Annotated in this window: 18 protein-coding genes; 7 read left to right on the top strand and 11 right to left on the bottom strand. The window is 72.0% G+C overall.

Annotated features, from left to right (window positions below; translation table 11 throughout):
* Position 1: 1 nt before the first annotated feature.
* From AAIB33_RS12310 to AAIB33_RS12320, 3 genes are all read right to left on the bottom strand, one after another.
* A complete protein-coding gene (locus tag AAIB33_RS12310) occupies positions 2-298 on the bottom strand; it encodes a hypothetical protein (protein WP_345800246.1) in 297 nt (98 codons plus the stop codon).
* A gap of 95 nt (positions 299-393) precedes the next feature.
* The gene (locus AAIB33_RS12315; protein ID WP_345800247.1) at positions 394-831 is read right to left on the bottom strand and encodes a DUF1622 domain-containing protein; all 438 of its coding nucleotides are present in this window, start codon (positions 829-831) and stop codon (positions 394-396) included.
* 34 nt (positions 832-865) lie between these two features.
* Positions 866-1165, bottom strand: coding sequence for a GNAT family N-acetyltransferase (locus AAIB33_RS12320; RefSeq protein WP_345800248.1), 300 nt, complete (start codon positions 1163-1165; stop codon positions 866-868).
* Between the two features lie 490 nt (positions 1166-1655).
* On the opposite strand from AAIB33_RS12320, the gene AAIB33_RS12325 reads away from it, so the two are divergent.
* From AAIB33_RS12325 to AAIB33_RS12355, 7 genes are all read left to right on the top strand, one after another.
* Positions 1656-2417, top strand: a complete 762-nt coding sequence (locus tag AAIB33_RS12325) for a winged helix-turn-helix domain-containing protein (RefSeq protein ID WP_345800249.1) — start codon at positions 1656-1658, stop codon at positions 2415-2417.
* A gap of 154 nt (positions 2418-2571) precedes the next feature.
* Positions 2572-3567, top strand: coding sequence for a DNA-3-methyladenine glycosylase 2 family protein (locus AAIB33_RS12330; protein WP_345800250.1), 996 nt, complete (start codon positions 2572-2574; stop codon positions 3565-3567).
* A gap of 45 nt (positions 3568-3612) precedes the next feature.
* Positions 3613-3999 (top strand): STAS/SEC14 domain-containing protein, encoded by a 387-nt coding sequence (locus tag AAIB33_RS12335; protein ID WP_345800251.1) that lies wholly within the window; start codon positions 3613-3615, stop codon positions 3997-3999.
* 93 nt (positions 4000-4092) lie between these two features.
* Positions 4093-4506 carry a VOC family protein gene (locus AAIB33_RS12340; RefSeq protein ID WP_345800252.1) on the top strand — a complete coding sequence of 138 codons (414 nt, stop codon included), beginning with the start codon at positions 4093-4095 and terminating at the stop codon, positions 4504-4506.
* 168 nt (positions 4507-4674) lie between these two features.
* Positions 4675-4917 (top strand): hypothetical protein, encoded by a 243-nt coding sequence (locus AAIB33_RS12345; protein WP_345800253.1) that lies wholly within the window; start codon positions 4675-4677, stop codon positions 4915-4917.
* Positions 4918-5216: 299 nt separating this feature from the next.
* Complete coding sequence (locus tag AAIB33_RS12350; RefSeq protein WP_345800254.1) at positions 5217-5402, top strand: DUF1918 domain-containing protein; 186 nt, start codon at positions 5217-5219, stop codon at positions 5400-5402.
* A gap of 131 nt (positions 5403-5533) precedes the next feature.
* On the top strand, positions 5534-6280 hold the full coding sequence (locus tag AAIB33_RS12355; protein ID WP_345800255.1) for a 3-beta hydroxysteroid dehydrogenase: 747 nt from the start codon (positions 5534-5536) through the stop codon (positions 6278-6280).
* A 48-nt stretch (positions 6281-6328) separates the two neighbouring features.
* Here the strand turns inward: AAIB33_RS12355 and AAIB33_RS12360 are convergent, their stop codons facing one another.
* The 8 genes from AAIB33_RS12360 to AAIB33_RS12395 form a co-directional block, all read right to left on the bottom strand.
* Entirely contained in the window at positions 6329-7174 is an 846-nt protein-coding gene (locus AAIB33_RS12360; RefSeq protein WP_345800256.1) for an aldo/keto reductase, read from the bottom strand.
* A gap of 149 nt (positions 7175-7323) precedes the next feature.
* Complete coding sequence (locus tag AAIB33_RS12365) at positions 7324-8151, bottom strand: Cof-type HAD-IIB family hydrolase (RefSeq protein WP_345800257.1); 828 nt, start codon at positions 8149-8151, stop codon at positions 7324-7326.
* A gap of 124 nt (positions 8152-8275) precedes the next feature.
* Positions 8276-8950 (bottom strand): 2-phospho-L-lactate guanylyltransferase, encoded by a 675-nt coding sequence (cofC, locus tag AAIB33_RS12370; RefSeq protein WP_345800258.1) that lies wholly within the window; start codon positions 8948-8950, stop codon positions 8276-8278.
* Positions 8947-9957, bottom strand: coding sequence for a glucose-6-phosphate dehydrogenase (coenzyme-F420) (gene fgd / locus AAIB33_RS12375; RefSeq protein ID WP_345800259.1), 1011 nt, complete (start codon positions 9955-9957; stop codon positions 8947-8949). Before fgd ends, cofC begins: the two co-directional genes overlap by 4 nt.
* The gene (locus AAIB33_RS12380) at positions 9954-11489 is read right to left on the bottom strand and encodes an NAD(P)/FAD-dependent oxidoreductase (protein ID WP_345800260.1); all 1536 of its coding nucleotides are present in this window, start codon (positions 11487-11489) and stop codon (positions 9954-9956) included. The genes fgd and AAIB33_RS12380 overlap by 4 nt, the downstream gene beginning before the upstream one ends.
* Positions 11486-13792 (bottom strand): 7,8-didemethyl-8-hydroxy-5-deazariboflavin synthase CofG, encoded by a 2307-nt coding sequence (cofG, locus tag AAIB33_RS12385; RefSeq protein WP_345800261.1) that lies wholly within the window; start codon positions 13790-13792, stop codon positions 11486-11488. Before cofG ends, AAIB33_RS12380 begins: the two co-directional genes overlap by 4 nt.
* 31 nt (positions 13793-13823) lie before the next feature.
* The gene (locus AAIB33_RS12390) at positions 13824-15143 is read right to left on the bottom strand and encodes an aspartate aminotransferase family protein (protein ID WP_345800262.1); all 1320 of its coding nucleotides are present in this window, start codon (positions 15141-15143) and stop codon (positions 13824-13826) included.
* Positions 15144-15266: 123 nt separating this feature from the next.
* The gene (locus AAIB33_RS12395; protein ID WP_345800263.1) at positions 15267-16412 is read right to left on the bottom strand and encodes an ABC transporter substrate-binding protein; all 1146 of its coding nucleotides are present in this window, start codon (positions 16410-16412) and stop codon (positions 15267-15269) included.
* Positions 16413-16467: the final 55 nt, after the last annotated feature.

The raw sequence follows: 16467 nt of genomic DNA on the forward strand, positions 1-16467 counted from the left end.
GTCACCGCTCCTCGGTCTCGTTCGTCTGGTCGTCGGTCTGCTCGTCGCTCTGCTCGTCTGTCGCGAGGTCGGGATCGGTGCCCTGGGTCGCCTCGGCCGTCTCGACCGGACCGACATCGGTTCCGCCGCGCCTCGTGCCCGCGGCGTTGCTCGCTCGAGGGATGTCGGCGACCCAGCCGTCGCTCATGACGGCGTCGGACCGCTCGGCCGTCTCGCCGTCGGCCCTCGCGCCGTCCTCCCAGCCTCCGGCGGGGTCGGCGTCGATGACGCCCTCCGGCAGATCCCTGTCGTCACGCATCGTGCGCTCCTCTCGACGCTCCCAGCCTGTGCCGACCACCGCACCCCGGTCACGGGGTTGACGGGCGCGGATGCTGCGGCTACGGCGCCGAGTCGTCAGGCGGCGGGATCGTCGCCCGGCGTCCCGGCGCGGGCCGCGGCATCCCGATCCTTCGCGACAGCGTGACCGAGGAGCTGACCGCCGCTCGTGAGCAGCGCACGCCGCCACGGCGCGACGCCGTCGATCTCGATCTGGATGGAGATCGAGAGGATCGTGCGGATGATCACGATGATCCCGAGGATGAGGGCGTCTTCGAGCGAGGGCTTCGATGTGATGGTGCGCACGAGGTCGGCGGCGACGAGCACTTCGAGGCCCAGCAGGATCGCGGCGCCGAGTGTCGTGCGCAGGGCCGTGTAGGCCGCATGCGCACCCTCGCGACGAAGGAGGGAGCGGATGCCGAGCACGACGGCGATGACGAACCCGATGACCATCGCCGCGGCGCCGACCACCTCGAAGCCGACAGCGACGGCGGTGAAGACCGACTCGATGTCCACCCGCCCAGCGTAGGGGCGCGACGGGCGGCGGGGGCTAAGCCGAGCGGCGCTGCTGGAGGATGCCGGCGCGCGCCGGATTGGCGGCGAACCAGTCGGCGACGTACCAGCAGACCGGGATGACCGAGCGATCGCCGCGCGCCTCGAGCTCGGCCACCGCACGATCGACCAGCTCGCCCGCGTAGCCGTGGCCGCGGAAGGTGGGCACGGTGTACGCGCGGGTCATCGCGACGCTCCGGCCGTCGTCGCGATAGTCGAGCACGCTCACGAGGTCGTCGCCCCGGAACAGGGCGTACCGCGAGGCGTCCGGCTCGTGCGCGAAGGTCAGGTCACTCACCCCGTCAGGGTACGCCCGCGAAACGGCCCCCGGCCGTAACACAGGGGCGTCGCATCCCTTTCCCAGGCGGGTTCGCGGGCACGTTGCCGCCCCGCTGGCTGGGATTGAGCAATCTGTCACATTTCGTCACGACGGCGTCCTATGATCCGTGCGGTTTGACACATTCCGACGCAGTCCGCAATAATCGGGCGCATGACTGACAACGCACGCTCACTGTCCGCCTGGGAGGCGAACGGGGCTGCCGGCATGATGATGGCCGGCCGTGTTGTCATGTGTTGTCGAATGTGCCGCTGATTCGGTGACCCCTGCCGGACCACGCCGCGGCGCCGGCTCCTGATCTAGGAGCCCCGCGACGAGTCCCCGATGCATCGATGCGCCCCACCCCTCCGCGCCATCCGATGCGTCGCACACGGCCCCCAGGGCCCGGCCTCCCGGCCGAACAACGACACATCACCGGCTGCCGCCGGACTCCCGCTAGGACTTCGTCATCATGTCGACCACCGCTCTCCTCGACCGCACCTCCGCCCCCGCCGCTCCCGTCCGCCACCTCCGCGCCGTGACCGCTCCCGTGACCACCGTCGATGCCCCCGGCGCGGACGCCCCCGCCGTGGAGGCGCCGGCCGCTCCCGCCCAGCGCAACCTGCCCCCGGGCACCGCGCCCCGCGGCTTCGCCCTCTACGTGGGCCTCGACGAGGTCAAGGCGGCCGCCGCCGGCGTCTCGCTCCCCCTCCTCGTCGACGCGCTCCGCCGCACGATCGCCGACCTCGCACCCAACGCCGAGACGTACGCGACCGTCGCCCTCGCTCCCGTCGGAGCGGGCGGACGCGATGTCGACGTCGTGCGCCTCGCGCTGCACGAGCCGTCGGCCGTCGCCCGCACGAAGCAGGAGGAGCCCGAGGACGACGAGCGCACCGCCGGAGGCGTCGTCGTCGACATCTCGCGCAAGCGCGTGCTGATCGAGGGCGAGTCCGCGGCCTTCACGTTCAAGGAGTTCGAGCTGCTGCAGTACCTCGTGCTCCGCGAGGGCCGCACGATCGAGCGCAACGAGCTCGTCTCGTCGCTGTGGCAGGCCGGCGACGACGACGCGCCGGGCGAGCGCACGATCGACGTGCACGTCCGTCGCCTGCGCGCCAAGCTCGGGCGCTACGAGGACATCGTGCGCACCGTGCGCGGCGTCGGCTACCGCTTCGACCGTCACGCCGACGTCGTGATCCGCTACGGGCACGGCACGCCCTCGCCCGACCGCTTCTGACTCGCCCGGCCGCCCCTCGTTCCGCCTCGTTCCCCCTCGTTCCGCCGAGTTGCCAGAAGATGTGGCGGATCGGCGCCGAGTTGCCAGATCTTCGCGCACATCGGCGCGCAGAGACGGTTCGGGAATGTCGGCGCCCGGCGCGTAGGGTGAGCGCATGACGACCTCGCTGTCCCGCATCCGGGCCCTGCCCGGCGTCGCCGGACAGCGGGCGCGAGACCCTCGGCCCGACCACGGCCGGGCGCTCGAGACCGAGTATCGGCCGCGGCATCCCCTCGACCTCGCTCGCACCGTGCTGTACCAGCGGCACGGCGCGGGAGACCCGACGATGACCACCGACGGCGCCGTCATCTGGCGTGCGAGCCGCACTCCGGAGGGCGTCGCCACCCTCGCGCTGCGCGAGTCGCCTGCGGGGGTCGTGCGCGGGGCGGCGTGGGGCCCGGGCCGGCACTGGGCGCTGAGCCAGCTGCCCGCCCTGTGCGGCGACGCCGACGATCCTTCCGGGTTCGAGGCTGGCATCCACCCGCTCATCGCGGATGCGCACCACCGCAACCCCGGCCTGCGGCTCAGCCGCACGGATCTGCTCTTCGACGCCCTCGCGAGTGCGATCTTCGAGCAGAAGGTCACCGGGATGCAGGCATTCGGCGCGTGGCGGCGGATCGTGACGTGGTTCGGCGAGCGAGCCCCCGGACCGACGCCGCGCCCCATGTTCGCGCCGCCCACGATCGACGGGTGGCGCCGCATCCCCTCGTGGGCGTGGCACCGTGCCGGGCTCGAGCCGCCGCAGGCGCGGACCGTCGTCGCTGCGGCGCAGCACGGCGACTCGATCGCGCGGGCCGTGGACACCGCAGCCGGCGGCGAGGCGCGCGAGCGCGTGCTCGTGAGCCTCCCCGGCATCGGACCGTGGACCAGCGCCGAGACGCGCATCCGGGCGTACGGCGACGCCGATGCCGTGAGCGTCGGCGACTACCACCTCGCGCACGAGGTCGGGTTCGCCCTCACGGGGGCGCGCACCGACGACGACGGCATGATCGCGCTCCTCGAACCGTGGGCGGGGCATCGGCAGCGGGTCATCCGGCTCATCGGCCTGAGCGGCGTGCACGAGGCACGCCGCGGCCCGCGGCTGCATCCGGAAGACCATCGCGAGCGCTGATCAAGCCCCTGGCGTGCGAGTCGACCTCTTCGCCAGGATGATGCCATGATCGACCCGATTCCCGACCTTCCCCCCGGAGTGCTGGGCTTCCGTGCCGTCGGCGTCGTCGAGGCCGCCGACTACCGCTCGGTGCTCGACCCCGCGATCGATGCGGCCGTCGCCAAAGGCCAGAAGGTCAACCTCGTCTTCGTGCTCGGCGACGAATTCGACCGCTACTCGCTGAGCGCGCTCTGGCAGGACGTGCTGCTGGAGGGCAAGCCCGAAGGCGCCTGGGGGCGCGTCGCGCTCGTGACCAACCGCCGCGTGATCGGCCAGATGGTCCACGGGCTCGGATTCCTCATGCCGGCCGAGTTCCGGCTGTTTCCGCTGAGCGCCCTCGCGACCGCGATCGACTGGGCGGCGGGCGAGAAGGTTCCGGACGCCGACGCCTGAGCATCTTGCGGATGTCGGAGGCCCCGAGGACACTGGGTCGCGCCGCGGGCCGAGGGCGGCAGACCCGACCATCCACCCCCGAGGAGGAGTTCCATGCTCAGCCTGAATCCGTATCTCTCGTTCAAAGACAACGCCCGCGACGCGATCGAGTTCTACCAGAGCGTCTTCGGCGGCGACCTCCAGATCTCCACGTTCGGCGACTTCGTGGGGATGGTGGAGGACCCTGCCGAGAAGGACCTCGTGATGCACTCGCAGCTCACGAGCCCCGACGGCTTCGTGCTCATGGCCTCCGACACGCCGTCGAGCATGCCCTACCGCGAGCCGGCCGGCAGTTCGGTCTCGGTCAGCGGTGAGGACGAGGCCAAGCTGCAGGGCTTCTGGGATGCCCTGTCCGAGGGCGGCACTGTCACGATGCCGTACGAGACCCCGCCGTGGGGCGGTCGGTTCGGGATGCTGCGCGACAAGTTCGGCATCGACTGGATGGTCGCGCTCAACGCCCAGCAGTGAGGTGGGTGGCGCGGGGCGCGGTGAGGCCGCGCCTCGCTGCGTGGTGCCGCGGGGCGCGGGGCGCGGTGCGACCGCGGGTTGCGGCACGGTGCCGCGCGGCGGTGCGAGGCGCGGCCGCACCCCGCGCCGGGGCGTCCGGCGCCGGGCACCGGCCCCTAGGCTGACGACATGACGCAATCGGGTGGGCCGGACCGACCGGGACGAGGGTGGCCGCGTGGCCGCATCGGGTGGATCGTCGGCACTGTCGTGCTGCTCGGCACCGGCGCGATCATCGGGCTTGTGCTCGGCAGCATCCTGCTCGGACTCATGATCGCCGCGATCGTGTCGATCGGCTGGATCATGGCCTATGAGTCGTCGCGCGGGCGCACGCCCGAGCTGTACGACGAGGACGACGACGGGGCGAGGCTTTAGCCCCTCCTCCCGCCGACGCCGCGCCGGCCCCATTCGTCGATGCGGCGGACACTTCCGGCAGGCGCTGCACCCGGGCTTCCCGTCGAGACGGCCGCGGTCTTTCCGTCGACACGGCCCCGGCCTTCCCGACACGGCGCCCGGCCTTCCCGACACGACGCCCGGGCTCTGCCGACCCGGGCCCCGGCCTTTTCGTCGACACGGCCCCGGCCTTCCCGACACGACGCCCTGGCTTTGCCGACCCGGGCCCCGGCCTTTTCGTCGGCCCTCCGCGGTCGTATCGTGACGGCAGGAGGTGCGCCATGCAAGCCACTGTGGGCGACCGTGTCCTCATCCATGGGCGTGCGGTCGGGATGGCCGAGCGGACCGGCGAAGTCGTCGAGCTGCGCGGGCATGCCGACGATCCGCTGCTCGTCGTGCGGTTCGACGACGGGCACGAGGCGATCGTGTCGCCCGGCGGGGACTGCGAGATCGTGCACAGGACCTGATCCCCGATGAGGTCCCGCACCGCCTCGGTGTCTCGTCGTCGAGGGACCGACGAGCGGGCGGTCCGGGGCGGCGAGTAGCGTCGGCGAGGACGCCGCGGGTCGCGCGTCGCGCTCGATAGAGAGGGCCGCACATGAGGATCGCCGTCGCCGGAGGCACCGGCCGGGCCGGTGCGCAGGCCGTCGCCGTCGCGGGCGCGCGCGGACACGATGTCGTCGTGCTCGCCCGCTCGACCGGGGTGGATCTCGTGCGCGGCACAGGAGTCGCCGAGGCCCTCGTGGGCGTGGATGCCGTGATCGACGCGTCGGGTGTTCCGGCGAAGGTCGATCCCACGGGCTTCCACAGGGCGGTGACGAGCTCGCTCATGACCGCTGGCGCGGCCGCCGGGGTGCGGCACGTCGTGGTGCTCTCGATCGTCGGCTGCGATCGCGCCGCGTCGTACGCCCTGTACGGCGGGAAGCTCGCGCAGGAGCACGCGACCGCGGACGGCGGCATCCCGTTCACGATCGCCCGGACGACGCAGTTCCACGAATTCGCCCGGCAGGTGTGGGAGTCCGGCGGCCTCGGCCTGCTGCACGCGGCTCCGCGGGCCCGCACGCAGCCGGTCGCGGTGAGCGAGGTCGGAGCGCGGCTCGTCGATTTCGCCGAGTCGGAGCCCGTGAACGGTAGGGCGCGTGACTTCGGCGGCCCGCGGGAGGAGTCACTCGTGGAGATGGTGCGCGGCTACCGGGAGGCGGCGGGGCTCCGCGGCACGATCGTCCCGGTCAGCCTGCCGGGCGAGCTCGGCCGCGCGCAGCGCGACGGCTCGCTGCTGCCGGGCCCCGACGCGGACCTCGGCACGCAGACGTTCGCCGAGTGGCTCGCGGCGCTCCGCGCCTGACCCGCGCGAGATCGCCAATCACGACCTCGCGCGGGGCGGCGGCGTGCGCTACATCTCCTCGTGGTGGTTCGGGTCGCCGTCCCAGAGGCGTCCGCGCTCGAGACCCGAGATCGCGGCGACCTCGTCGTCGGACAGCTCGAACCCGAAGACGTCGGCGTTCTCGACCTGGCGTGCGGGGTCGGCCGACTTCGGGATCGGCGTCGAGCCGAGCTGCACGTGCCAGCGCAGCACGGCCTGGGTCGGCGTCACGTCGTGGGCACGGGCGATGTCACCGACGACACCCTCCGAGAGCAGCTCGCTGCGGCGCGCGAGGGGGCTCCAGCTCTCGGTGCGGATGCCGTGCTCGCGGTGGAACGCGCGCAGTGCGCCCTGCGGGAAGTACGGGTGCAGCTCGACCTGGTTGACGGCGGGTGTGACGCCCGTCTCGTCGATGAGCTCGGTGAGCATCGCCTCGGTGAAGTTCGAGACGCCGATCGAGCGCACGAGTCCCCCCTCGCGCAGCGCGATCATCGCCTGCCACGTCTCGAGGTACTTGCCGACGCTCGGGTTGGGCCAGTGGATGAGGTAGAGGTCGATGCGATCCAGACCCAGAGCGGCGAGGGATGCCTCGGCGCTCGCCATCGCCCGGTCGTAGCCGTGGTCGCGCCCGGGGATCTTCGTCGTGACGATGAGCTCGTCACGGCCGACGCCCAGCTCGTCGCCCGCTCGGCGCACCGCGGCGCCCACCTCGGACTCGTTCTGGTAGTTCACGGCGGAGTCGAGCAGGCGGTAGCCCGACGAGATGCCGGCGACGATCGAGGCGATCCCGTCGTCGCCGCGCAGGTTGTAGGTGCCGAGACCGAGCTCGGGGAAGTCCGTGCCGTCGTTGAGGGTCACAGTGGGGATCGTGGGCATGCTCCCATCCTGCCCCCGCCCGGGCGGCACGGCGATGCCTCGCGCAGGAGAAATCCGCTGGGTCGGACGATCCGGGCTCGGATCATCCTGCAGGGTGGAGATCTCCTGCGAAGCGGAGGGCCGCCCCGACCATCACGCCTCGGCGAGACTCACCCGGCGGCGAGGTCCTCGCCGTCGAGCAGGCGGCGGATCGTGGTGAGCACACCCTGCTCGACGTTCGACGGCGCGCGGTGCGCGGCCCGCTCGAGCACCTCGGGGTGCGCGTTCGCCATCGCGAACGAGTACGCGGCCGCATCGAGCAGCTCGAGGTCGTTGAGGTAGTCGCCGAAGGCGGCGGTCTGCGCCCGCGTGATGCCGAGCGCGGTCTGCAGCCGCTCGAGCGCGATGCCCTTGTTGACTCCCGGGTTCATGAGGTCGATCCAGTGATGGCCGGAGACGACGACCTGGTGCGTCTCGCGCAGGTCCGCGAACTCCGGCTCCGACCGCTCCGCATCGCGGAAGTCGTAGACGGCGAGCTTCAGCACCTGATCGTCGACCTCGAGCAGATCGTCGACGATCTCGATCTTCGCGTAGTACCGGTCGCTCTCCGCGCGGAAGGCGGCATCCACTCGCTCGATGTAGGCGGAGCGCTTGCCGCACACGACGAGTCCGAGGTCGAAGCCCCGCTCGGCGAGTGCCCGCACGCGGCGCACGACGCCCGCCGCGAACTCCGGGTCGAGCGCATCGGAGCTGATCTCGTCGTCACCGCGCACGACGTAGGCGCCGTTCTCGGCGATGTACACGACATCGTCGCGGGCGTGGTCGAACGAGCGGCGGAGCGTCGCGAGCTGGCGTCCGCTTGCCGGCGCGAAGAGGATGCCCCGCTCATCGAGCTCGTCGAGCAGGGGCCACAGCTCGTCGGGGATGTGGCCCTCGCCATCGAGCAGCGTGCCGTCCATGTCGACGGCGATCAGGCGGATGTCATGCTGTGCGGTCACCGTCCTACGGTACGTGCCGCACATGACGCCCCGATGACCGCGCGACCGCGCGACGGGGCGACCGGTCGACCGGGCGACCCGGCGACCCGGCGACCCGGGCGAGGCCGGGCGAGGCCGCGCGAGGCTAGGCGACGGGCCGCACCCGATGATCCACCCGCCACAGGGCAGCGGTGCGCGGTCCGAGCCCGAGCGCGGCGGCGGTCTCGAGCTGATCCGCCGTGTCGACGTCGTGGCGCAGGGTCGAGGCATCCGTCACGGGGAGCGGCACCGCGCCGAGCGCGCGGTGCCGGGCGAACGAGCCGTCGCCGAACGCCGACGTCCACGCGACCCCCGGCGCCGCCGTGAGCAGCGTCGTCCCGGTGCCGTCGGCATCGGCGACGGCCGCGCGCGCCACCGTCGCGGCGGCGCGCAGCGCGGCGGCGAGGTCGGGGGGTCGCAGGGCGGGAAGGTCTCCGAGCAGAGCGGCGCGCGGCGTGCGTTCGTCGGCCACCGCGATGCCCGCCGCGATCGCGGCGTCGAGGCCACCGGGCGACGGCTCCGGCACGAGCCGCAGACCGGGGATGCCGACGGCGCCCAGCACGAGCCCGCCGTCGTCGCCGACCACGATGACGCGGTCGACGACCTCGCAGGCCGCGACGGCCTCGATCGTGTCGAGGGCGATGGCCCGCGCGAGGGTCACCCGATCGACCCCGGGCACGACGAGCCGGGACTTGCCCCGGGCGGCAGGCTTGACGGGGATCACGACCGCCCAGCGCGCAGCCGCGCCGCCGTCGCGGCCTTCCGCGGAGGCATCCGTCACGAGAATCGCTCTCGCAGACGGGGAAGGATCTCCGCGCCGTAGCGCCGCAGGAAGTCCTCCTGATCGGCGCCCGGGTCGTGGAACACGAGGTGGCGGAATCCGAGCCCGATGTACCAGGCGATCCGCTCGATGTGCTCCTCGGGGTCGTCCGACACGATGAACCGCGACGCGGCGCGCTCGATCGGCAGCTCCTCGCCGAGGCGCTGCATCTCCAGCGGGTCGTCGACGCCCATCTTCTCCTCGGGGCTCAGCGCGAGGGGCGCCCAGAACCGGGTCTTCTCCATCGCCACGTCGCGGTCGGGGTGGTACGAGACCTTGATCTCGATGAGTGTGTCGATCGCGTCGTCGGGGCGCCCGGCCTTCTCGAGACCCTCGTGCAGCGCGGGCAGCAGGGTGTCGGTGTAGAGCTCGCGCTTCTTGCCGCTCGTCGTGATGAACCCGTCGGCGATGCGTCCGGCCAGACGTGTGGCCGCGGGTCCCGCGGCGCCGATGTAGATCGGCACGGGGTCGTCCATCTTGTCGTAGATGGTGATGTTGCGGGTTGTGTAGAACTCGCCGTCGAAGGTGACGCGGTCCTCCGACCAGAGGCGTCGGATGAGACCGATCGCCTCCTTCAGCCGGCGGAACCGCTCGGGCGGCTCGGGCCACGGGATGCCGAGGTTCGCCTCGTTGAGCGCCTCTCCCGTGCCAACGCCGAGGATCACGCGCCTCGGGTACATGACCCCGAGCGTCGCGAAGTCCTGCGCGACGACGGTCGGGTTGTACCGGAACGTGGGCGTCAGCACCGACGTGCCGATGAGCACGCGCGAGGTCCTGCCGCCGAGCGCGCCGAGCCAGGGGATGGATGCCGGGGCATGCCCGCCCTCGTGCAGCCACGGCTGCAGATGGTCGGACACGAAGACCGAGTCGAACCCGACCTCCTCCGCGAGCACCGCGTAGTCGAGCAGCTCGGCGGGCCCGAACTGCTCCGCGGATGCCTTGTACCCGAACCTGATCGGTACCGTCATCGTGATCCTTCCTCCGCCCGCAGCGCGGGCATCCGGGCGTCGTGGAACTCCGAGCCGTCGGCGGCGGCTGTCACGCCGCGATAGTCGCCGACCGTGCCCGGCCACACCAGCGTCAGACGACGCGAGCGCTCGTCGACATACCAGCTGCGGCATCCACCCGTCAGCCACGGCGTGCCGGCCGCGCGTTCGTCGACCATGCTCGTGTACGCGCGCTCGGCGTCGGGGCGGGGGCGCAGCACTCCGCCGCGCGCGCGTCGTGCGAGGGTGGCGGCGGCGTACTCCGCCTGCGCCTCGAGCATGAGCACCGACGACGTATGGCCGAGCGACGCGTTGGGCCCGTTCAGCACGAACAGGTTCGGGAAGCCCGCGACGACCGTCGAGGCGAACGACGTCATCCCGCTCCCCCAGTGCTCTTCGAGCGTCACGCCGCCCTCGCCGCGCACGATCTTCGCGTACGGCTGGCGGGTCGTCTGGAATCCGGTCGCGAGCACGACCGCGTCGACGCCGGCATAGCGGATGCCGGATGCCGCGACCAGCTCGTCGCCCGCGACGGCGGCGAGCGCACTGGGTTCGAGGGCCACTCGCCCCGAGGCGAGGGCAGGGTAGAACTCGTCGGAGAGGAGGACCCGCTTGCAGCCGAAGGCATAGTCGGGTGTGAGGAGCGCCCGCAGACGCTCGTCCTCGACCTGTGCCGCGAGATGAGCTCGCGCGGCGGCTTCGGCGGCCGCGGCATCCACTCCCCCGGAGCGGGAGGAGAACCGCGCCTCCCCCTCGGCGTCCAGGCGGGCGCGGAGGGCGGCGAGTTCGTCGGGATGCTGTGCGAACCGCGCCCGCTCCGCGTCGGTGAACGCGCGTCCGCCCCGCGGGACGATCCATGCGGCGCTGCGCTGGAACAGGGTCACGCTCGCGGCGCGGCGGGCGAGCTGCGGCGTGACCTGCACGGCGCTCGCGCCGGAGCCGACCACGGCGATGCGGCGCCCCTCGAGGTCGGCGCTGTGGTCCCAGCGGGCGGTATGGAAGATCGGACCCGGGAAGCTCTCGAGCCCCGCGATCGCGGGGATGCGCGGCTCGCTGAGCCGCCCGCACGCGAGGACGAGCACCTCGGCGTCGACGCTTCTCGGCTCCGCGCCGCCGAAGCTCAGGCGCCAGGTCGCGGCGGTTCCCCTGAGCGACGTCGAAGCAGTTCCGCTGAGCGACGTCGAAGCATCGTCGACCCACTCCGCGTCGAGGAGCGGAGCGTCGAACGCGATGTCGAGGCGTTCGCGGGCGGCCACGCGCTCGAGATACGCCTGGATCTCCGCGCCCGGGGCGAACTCGGCAGACCACGACGGTTCGGGATGCCGCGCGAAGCCGTACAGGTGGGAGGGCACGTCGCAGGCGACGCCGGGGTAGGTGTTGTCGCGCCACGTGCCGCCGACCCGGTCGGCCCGCTCGAACACGGCGACCTCGTGGCCGGCGTCCCGGAGGGTCATGGCCGCCGCGAGCCCCGCGAATCCGGCGCCGATGACGGCGATCTCGACGTGGCGCGTCACGGCGACACCTGGCGGTAGTCCGTTGTGCGCTCGCGGAACGGGCGGAACAGCCTCGCGACCCGCGCCGACGCGTCGGCGAGCGGGAACTCGAGGCCGTGCTCGACGCCCGACTCCGGCAGCACGCGCCCGTCGAGGAGCGTTCCGCCGAGGTCGTCGCCGCCCGCTTTCAGGAGCTCGATCGCGAGGTCGCGGCCGTGGCGGGTCCAGGGGATCTGCACATGGCGGATGCTGCCGGCCAGGAGCAGCCGCGAGACGGCGACCATCGCGCGGTGCTCGTCGGCCGGCGAACGGTCGGCGACGAGCGGCACACCCCAGCCCGGGAGCGGGATCGGCACGAACTCGGTGAAACCGCCTCCTGAGCCCGCCGACCCGGCTGCCTGGATCGTGCGCAGGGTGCGCAGGTGCGCGATGCGCTCGGCGGCCGTCTCGACGTGCCCGTAGAACAGCACCGACGTCGAGTGCAGGCCCGCCCCATGCGCGGCTGTGATGATCTCGATCCAGCGGTCGATCTCGAGGTCGGCCGGAGCGACCTCGGCGCGCACGCGCTCGCTGAGCACCTTGACACCGGTGCCGGGCACGGACGTCACACCCGCGGCCGTCATGGCGGCGAACGTCTCGGGGAGGGTGAGGCCGGCGCGGCCGGCGAGGTCGGCGACGTCCTGCGGGCGGTAGGCGTGCAGGTGCAGGCCGGGCGCCGCGTCGGCGAGGGCCCGCGCGAGGTCGAGGTATCCCTGCGGGTCCTCCGTCACGGGCAGCAGGCCCTGCACGCACACCTCGGTCGCACCGAGGTCGACGGCGTCGCGGGCGACGGCCGCGGCATCCTGGATTCCGAACTCGGGAGGCGCGCCCGGATCCGCGCGGAAGTGGCTCGACGTCAGGTTGCGGTTGACGACCATGCTCACGGCCTCGCCCACCGTGAATCGGCGCACCTCGTCGGCGGTGCCGACGAGCGCCTCGAGGTCGGCGCCGGTGGCGGTGAGCAGAGCAACCCAGTCGGCGTCGTCGAGAGCCTCGGGGTCCGCCGCGGCCCGCTCGACGAGGGCGGAAATCGTCGCACCGCTTCGTCGGAGAATGTGCGCTTCGTCGGACGCGCCACGGCGTGTCGCTCCGACGTTGCCGCGATTCTCCGACGCTGCGGCGGCGTCCGGCACCGCCGCCAGCCCCGACTCCGGGTTGGCGAGCCGCGCCACCGCCTCGTGCAGACCCGCGTCGATCCACCGGTCGGCATCCCGGATGTACTCGGGGTGCGCCGTCAGCCTCTCGCGCAGCTCGAACCCCGACGCCGCGGTGAGGGCCGCGAGGTCGTCGAGGTGCGGCCACGGCCGCTCCGGGTTGACGTGGTCGGCGGTCAGGGGCGAGACGCCGCCCCAGTCGTCGACGCCCGCGCGCACGAGCAGATCGAGCTCGGCGGGGTCGCTGAGGTTCGGCGGCGCCTGGATGCGGGCGTTCGGCCCGAGGACGATCCGGGCCACGGCGACCGTCGCGAGATACTCGCGGAGCTCGGCATCCGGAGTCCCCCGCATCGCCGTCCCCGGCTTCGCGCGGAAGTTCTGCACGATGACCTCCTGCACGTGCCCGTGGCGCTCGCTCAGCTCGCGCAGCGCGACGAGCGACTCGGCCCGGTCGCGGACGCTCTCGCCGATGCCCACCAGGATGCCGGTCGTGAACGGGATGCCGGCCGCGCCGGCGTCGTCGATCACCCGCAGGCGCACCGCGGGGTCCTTGTCGGGCGAGCCGTAGTGCGCTCCGCCGGGCTCGTCGAAGATCGCACGCGAGGTCGTCTCGAGCATCATCCCCATCGACGGCGCCGTCGGTCGCAGATCGCGCAGCTCGGCGGCGCTCATGACGCCCGGGTTCAGGTGCGCGAGCAGGCCCGTCTCGGTGGTGATGAGCCGCGCGGCGTGCGCGACGTAGTCGAGCGTCGAGGCGAAGCCGTGCCCGTCGAGCCACGCCCGCGCCTCGGGCCAGCGGTCCTCGGGCCGGTCGCCGAGCGTCAGCAGCGCTTCCTTGCAGCCGAGCTCCGCGCCCGCCCGCACGACGCGGAGGATCTGCTCGTCCGACATGAACAGCGGTGCCCGCTTGAGCTTCAGCTGCCCGGGAGTGTCGACGAAGACGCAGTAGTGGCAGCGATCCCGGCACAGCGTCGTGAGCGGCACGAACACCTTGCGCGAGTACGTGATGACCCCCGGCCGGCCGGCGGCGGCGAGGCCGTCGTCGCGGAGGGCCGACGCGCGGGCGAAGAGCTCGTCCAGGTCGGCGGCGAGCAGCTGTTCGGCCTCATCGACGGAGACGACAGACGGCACGGAAGTCAGCGGGTGCATCGGGATGCCGCGCTCAGAGTGCCGCGGCGAACGCGTCGTCGTAGATGGCGAGCGCCTGTTCGACCTCGTCGGCGGTCACGACGCACGGCGGAACGACGTGGATGCGGTTGTCGGCCTGGAAGGGCAGGAGGCCGCGCGACACGAGCTCGCTCTTCACCCGGCCGATCGCGGCGGCGGGCAGCGGCTCGCGGGTGGACCGGTCGGCGACGAGCTCGAGCGCCCAGAACACGCCCTCGCCGCGCACCTCGCCGATCGCCTCGTGCTTCTCGGCGAGAGCCCGAAGTCCGGGCCCGATCGCCTCGGCACCGATGCGGCGGGCGTTCTCGACGATGCCCTCGGACTCCATCGCGTCGAGCGCGCCCACGATCGAGGCCGCAGCGAGCGGATGGCCGCTGTAGGTGAGTCCGCCCGGGAAGACGCGGTCGTCGAACGTCGCGGCGATGCGCTCGGGGATGACGACGCCGCCGATCGGGACGTAGCCCGAGTTGACGCCCTTCGCGAAGGTGATGAGGTCGGGCACGACGTCATAGCCCTCGAACGCGAACCAGCGGCCCGTGCGGCCGAATCCCGCCATGACCTCGTCGAGGATGAGGAGGATGCCGTACTCGTCGGCGAGCGCCCGCACGCCGGCGAGATAGCCCGGCGGCGGGATCAGGATGCCGGCCGTCCCGGGAACCGACTCGAGGAGGATCGCCGCGATCGTGGCCGGCCCCTCCGACTGGATGACGCGGCGCAGGTGCTGCAGCGCGCGCTCGCTCTCCTCCTCCGGCGTCGTCGCCCAGAACTCCGAGCGGTAGGGGTAGGGGCCGAAGAAGTGCACGTGTCCGCGGGCGAACTCGTTCGGCATCCGTCGCCAGTCCCCCGTCGCGACGATCGCCGCGCCCGTGTTGCCGTGGTACGAGCGGTAGGTCGAGAGCACCTTGTCGCGCCCGGTGTGCAGCCGAGCCAGGCGGATCGCGTTCTCGATCGCGTCGGCGCCGCCGTTCGTGAAGAAGACCTTCGAGAAGCCCTCGGGTGCGCGCGCGATGATCCGCTTCGCCGCCTCGCCGCGCACGAGGCTCGCCGCCGCCGGGCCGACCGTCGCGAGCTGGTCGGCCTGGCGGTGGATCGCGTCGATGACGGCGGGATGCTGGTGCCCGATGTTGACGTTGACGAGCTGGCTCGAGAAGTCGAGGTAGCGCCGGCCCGCGTGATCCCACACGACGCTGCCGGATCCCCCGGCGATCACGATGGGAGACAGCGCCCCCTGCGCCGACCACGAGTGGAAGACGTACTCGCGGTCGAGCTCCGTCGCGAGTCCGTCGAGATCGGTGGTCGCGTGGGTCTCGGTCATGCCTGCCATTCTCGCCCCGTCCGGGCCCGCGCGGGCCGGGACCGGCCGGTCGGGCCGTGGGAAAGGCGGATCATCGGGTCGCCCTGCCCGCGGCGGGCAGGGCGACCCGTGTTGTCCGCGCTCTCAGTTGCCGCCCTCGTTGAGCGTCACCGTGATGGGAGCGAACGAGTCGCCCATGACGTCCACGCCCTCGTCCTTCAGCTCCTTCAGCGCCTTCTCGACGTACGTGTTCGAGTAAGCGGTCTTGGGCGGATCGGTCGTGATGATCGTGGAGCCGGTGTCGTTCTTCGTCTTCAGGGCGATGTCGACCGTCTGGTCCCACTGGTCCTTGTTGATCGTGCCGACGCCGCTCGTCGAGGGCCAGATCAGCTTGTTGACCTCGTTGGTCATCCAGAGCTGGTGGCTGGTGCCGAGAGTCGATCCGGCATCCGTCACGATCTGCGCAGCCTTCTCCGGATTGTCGCGCGCGTAGACCCAGCCCTTGATCGAGGCCTTGATGAACTGGACGGCCGTATCGGCGTAGTCGGAGTCCGACTCCAGCCGGTCGGCGTCGGCCCAGATGGCGTCCTGCAGCATCGCGGTGCCGACGTCGTTCCAGTTGATGACGTTCAGGTCGTCGGGCTGGTAGAGCTCCCCCGTCGCGGGGTTGACCGTCTCGAGCACCTGGGCGTACTCGTTGTAGGTCATCGCCTGCGCCGCGTCGATGTCACCCGCGAGGAATCCGTTCATGTCGAACGCCTGCTGCACGAGGGTGATGTCGCTCGAGGTGTCGATTCCCGCCTTCTGCATGCCGGCGAACAGCTCCCACTCGTTGCCGTATCCCCAGCTGCCGACCTTCTTCCCCTTGAGGTCTTCCGGCGTCGTGATCCCCGCGTCCTTGAACGAGATCTGGGTCGTGGCCGAGCGCTCGAAGATCTGCGCGATGTCGGTCACATTCGTGCCCTGCTCGATCGATCCGAGCACCTTCGGGACCCACGAGATCGCGAAGTCGGCATCGCCCGCGGCGAGCACGTCGATCGGAACCGTGTCGGTGCCCGCCTCCTGGATGGTGACGTCCAGTCCCTCGTCCTTGTAATAGCCCTCGGCGAGCGCGGCGTAATAGCCCGCGAACTGCGCCTGAGACAGCCACTGGAGCTGAAGGGTCACGGGGGTGAGGCCGCCGCTCTCGCTCGGCTCCGCCGATCCGCCGGACGAACAGCCGGCGAGGGCCAGAGCGGCCGCGACGCCGAACGCGCCGACGGCCAGCAGCCGCTGTGTGCTGTGCTTCATGGGATTTCCTCCTTCTGGTGGTGCTCTCTCGGTGTTCCGGTCGCGCGAGCGCGGC

This window comes from Microbacterium sp. AZCO (assembly GCF_039614715.1).
Taxonomy (GTDB): Bacteria; Actinomycetota; Actinomycetes; order Actinomycetales; family Microbacteriaceae; genus Microbacterium.

Coding starts and splice junctions, on each gene's coding strand:
- AAIB33_RS12390 (WP_345800262.1), bottom strand. CDS start 15,143: ATGACCGAGACCCACGCGACCACCGATCTCGACGGACTCGCGACGGAG.
- AAIB33_RS12345 (WP_345800253.1), top strand. CDS start 4,675: ATGACGCAATCGGGTGGGCCGGACCGACCGGGACGAGGGTGGCCGCGT.
- AAIB33_RS12360 (WP_345800256.1), bottom strand. CDS start 7,174: ATGCCCACGATCCCCACTGTGACCCTCAACGACGGCACGGACTTCCCC.
- AAIB33_RS12335 (WP_345800251.1), top strand. CDS start 3,613: ATGATCGACCCGATTCCCGACCTTCCCCCCGGAGTGCTGGGCTTCCGT.
- AAIB33_RS12325 (WP_345800249.1), top strand. CDS start 1,656: ATGTCGACCACCGCTCTCCTCGACCGCACCTCCGCCCCCGCCGCTCCC.
- AAIB33_RS12340 (WP_345800252.1), top strand. CDS start 4,093: ATGCTCAGCCTGAATCCGTATCTCTCGTTCAAAGACAACGCCCGCGAC.
- AAIB33_RS12310 (WP_345800246.1), bottom strand. CDS start 298: ATGCGTGACGACAGGGATCTGCCGGAGGGCGTCATCGACGCCGACCCC.
- AAIB33_RS12350 (WP_345800254.1), top strand. CDS start 5,217: ATGCAAGCCACTGTGGGCGACCGTGTCCTCATCCATGGGCGTGCGGTC.
- AAIB33_RS12330 (WP_345800250.1), top strand. CDS start 2,572: ATGACGACCTCGCTGTCCCGCATCCGGGCCCTGCCCGGCGTCGCCGGA.
- AAIB33_RS12355 (WP_345800255.1), top strand. CDS start 5,534: ATGAGGATCGCCGTCGCCGGAGGCACCGGCCGGGCCGGTGCGCAGGCC.
- AAIB33_RS12395 (WP_345800263.1), bottom strand. CDS start 16,412: ATGAAGCACAGCACACAGCGGCTGCTGGCCGTCGGCGCGTTCGGCGTC.
- fgd (WP_345800259.1), bottom strand. CDS start 9,957: ATGACGGTACCGATCAGGTTCGGGTACAAGGCATCCGCGGAGCAGTTC.